4 protein-coding genes are annotated in these 3,162 nt (G+C 52.3%); 2 read left to right on the forward strand and 2 right to left on the reverse strand.

Going from position 1 to position 3,162, the window contains the following annotated elements; translation table 11 throughout:
* Together B1757_RS04810 and B1757_RS04815 are read left to right on the forward strand one after the other, a co-directional pair.
* Window positions 1–467 (forward strand): TonB-dependent receptor domain-containing protein (locus tag B1757_RS04810; protein ID WP_143484222.1); only part of this gene is annotated, 467 nt, incomplete at its 5' end.
* 79 nt (window positions 468–546) lie between these two features.
* Window positions 547–1,317, forward strand: a complete 771-nt coding sequence (locus B1757_RS04815) for a YncE family protein (protein WP_101537242.1) — start codon at window positions 547–549, stop codon at window positions 1,315–1,317.
* A 118-nt stretch (window positions 1,318–1,435) separates the two neighbouring features.
* Here B1757_RS04815 and B1757_RS16000 read toward each other — a convergent pair whose 3' ends face one another.
* Window positions 1,436–1,891: an ISAs1 family transposase gene (locus B1757_RS16000; RefSeq protein ID WP_140391020.1), complete on the reverse strand. Its 456-nt coding sequence runs from the start codon at window positions 1,889–1,891 to the stop codon at window positions 1,436–1,438.
* On the reverse strand, window positions 1,872–3,162 hold a 1,291-nt coding region (locus B1757_RS04825), incomplete at its 5' end, for an ISAs1 family transposase (RefSeq protein WP_101537243.1). The genes B1757_RS04825 and B1757_RS16000, both read right to left, overlap by 20 nt.

Consider the following 3,162-nt stretch of genomic DNA (forward strand, 5'->3'; position numbering starts at 1 on the left):
GAGGAACCAATCTTAACTTTGAAAAAGCCAATTTTGCGCATTATACGACTGGTGGTGTCAGTTATCAGGGGTTACCGGTTTCCAATGTACCCGAGAGTACATTCAATATTGGCGCAAAATATCGTTATTTCCTGGATGGTGTTCTTATGTCTCCCAGTATCTGGTATACCTATACCGGCGCGCAGAATATATGGAACAACAATACGGTCATGCCCAGCAGCCAAAAGATTCCTGCCTATGATACGTTGAATCTGGGCTTGGAAAGTGTCATTCCCACGCATGGCTCAGTACCTCTGCTGAAAGATGTCAAACTCAATCTCGATGTGCTGAATGTGACCAACAACCATTACAACTCATTTGAATATGTCAGTTCCGGTGGTTTGTTGCTCGGCAATTCACAAGGCCAGGTGTTAGCTCTTCCGGGCGCCCCGCTGACCGTGTATGGCAGTATTTCTGCTGATTTCTAACGATTGGTAACTACATGGGGGATAGAATTTTCTCTATCTCCTGTTTGGTCGTTTATATTGCGTAAGGAAGATTGTTTCAATGAGATCACGTCTGCTGCATAAGAGCATTGTTTTTTTAATAATAATTTTTTCAATGGTTTTTGATATTGCTTGTGCTGAAACCATTTCTTTTAAATTAATTAAGATTATTCCGTTGCCTACAGTTGACAAGGGTGGCGATGCGGTTAGCTATGATCCTTATGATCATGCTGTGTATGTTTCAATGGGTAAGACTGATGCTGGCGCTGTCGTGATTGATGCAAAAAACAATCGGATTATAAAAATTATACATGATGGTTTGCTGCGTCCTTATGGTATGTCATTTGATAAACACTATGTTTATTGGACAGCAAATTATCTGATAGGTAAAAATACTTTGATAAAAGATCCTATACAACGTAAAGTATCTAGGATTTTTGTTGTGGATAAGAAGGATTGGAAAGTAGTTAATATTTTCAATACCATAGGCTGTGGTGCTGACGGAATTTGGGTGGATCAGAAACTGGATCGTCTTTATATTGCCATGGATGATAATAATTGGATTGACGAATATACTTTGGGTCAGCATCCTGTTTTCATGGGAAAAATTCACTTATATCCGGAAACTGGGAGTGGTCCTGATCTGGGTGTTTTGCTTGCCTCAAGTCATGTACTTTATATGCCTGATGATTCATGGGAAGAAATAATTAATTTGTTGACAAAGAAAATCGAAGAAAAAATCAATATTGCACCCAGGGCTCCGTCAAGCTCGCCAGATATAGTAGCAGAGGTTTTCGCCACTGATTTTAATGGTGGTTTGAAGGGGCTATAGTTGGTGGAAATGCGGCATTTTCAGGCGATTTTGGGTGCAGAATCGTGAATGGGGTGGCTGACGGACGCAGCTCGCCCTCCGGAGCTATTCTCGGATAGGTAAACCCCGTGGTGGCGCCTCAGTATCCGAGTTGGCGGAGCGTTTTGTGCGCGCTGGCGGCGAAATCCCGGCACGCTTTGGCGATATTCTTGACGCCAGTGAGACGCATAATGCTCATGGCCAGTTCGCGCAAGGTCGCCATCATATGGGGACCGTTCTGGGTACGGACTTGGGAGAGGTCCTCGTGGAAAGTCACATCGCGGACATGATGGTTCCGGTTTTCAATTTCCCAGTGACCACGGGCCAAGCCCAACAGATTTTCGGGCGTGGCACGATCCGGGGTCAGGCTGGTGAGTCCGAAGGCATAATCATCCCGAATCGTGCCCTCTTTGCTGTTGATGGTGGAGCGTTGGATCAGGAAAGCTTGTCCGACATGCGGAAAATGGAGGCCGGTTGCCCGGGTGGCGACGATGATTTTGCGGTATTCAAAGCGGCCATGCCCGACCTCTGTGGTTTCAGCGTTGAGGGGGAAAATCGCCCCAAGGGAGGCACGTCAGACGGTCGCGGAGTTTTCGTTGATTGCCTTTGACGGCGGTGAAGAGATAATCGGCTTTCTTGTCTTCGACGAGGAAGCGGGCGGTCTCCCGCTGGGTATGCAGGGCATCGGCGGTGACGACCTTGCCCGCGATGTTGACGTCCTGGAGCAGGTTGCGCAGTTCTGGAATTTCGTTGGTTTTCCGGGCGATTTCTTTTTGCGCGATGGTGGCCCCCTGTCCATGCAGGAACGCGCTGAGCAGATGCACCTGAGCGCCGTCTGCGCGTGCGGCCCCTTTGAGGACTTTGCCATCGACGGCCACCGCTTCAAAGCCCGCCGTACCCAGTAGCCAGGCGCCGATCGCCGCATCCAGCGCCTCCACATCGGCCCCTTGCAAGACGCGCCGGATGGTCGGTTCGGAGGGGGCGAGGTAGCGCTTGGTTTTGGGATCGAATCGGGCGCGGATGCGCTTCAATTGAGCCTGGGTCAAGCGACCGCCCCACTCGGCGATGGCGGCATAACTTTCGGCCCGCGTCAGGACAGCGGCCACGGCCACCGTCAGGATGGCCGGGAGGGGATGCTGCTTGCCTAGTTTGCTGCGGGTATCGGGAAGGCGGAAAAAGATTTGGCGCAAGCCTTCCATTTGCGCGTCGCTCAACGTCACGGTTTGCATGGGGGTATGGGTCCATTCGAGTTGGGGCTGCGGCTGGGCCAACCAGGCCCGCGCCTGTGGATGGAGAGGAAAGAGCAGAAGACGTTTAGGTTGGCCGTGGTGGACATAGCCACCACCGGGACGGCGGGCGAAGCCCTTGGTTCCGCCGACATCCACCCAGTTGGCGGCCCGGTAGCAGGCACCGGTAAAACGGGGGGATTCCACAAAGGTCTCAGCCAGCACGATGGGATGCCCATAGACGGATTGCCAGTCCGCAGAGAGCCTGTGCAGGTTCAGCGCCAGAATACGGGACGCCAGATTCGGGAAGGATTCTCCGGGCAGGATCAGAAAACGGGCATTGTTGGCGATGAGATGCAAGCGCTGGCGGCGCAAGATCCAGGACCAGCCGATCCACCGATCCCGCGCCTGGCATTGAAAAGCGGCGGCATGCCAGCCCAGTAACGCTACCCAGCGACCATCGAGCGTAGCCACATAGCGCAGGTTACGGCCCGCCAAGGTGCGAAAGCCCCGGTAGTGATACGTTTGCATCAGCGTATTCCAGCGTTCCCGCTCCGTGGGCAGGATGGGTCGCACCTGAACACGGTGCAGGCTGGCTTGC

The sequence above is a fragment of the Acidithiobacillus marinus genome, assembly GCF_002847505.1.
Taxonomy (GTDB): domain Bacteria; phylum Pseudomonadota; class Gammaproteobacteria; order Acidithiobacillales; family Acidithiobacillaceae; genus Acidithiobacillus; species Acidithiobacillus marinus.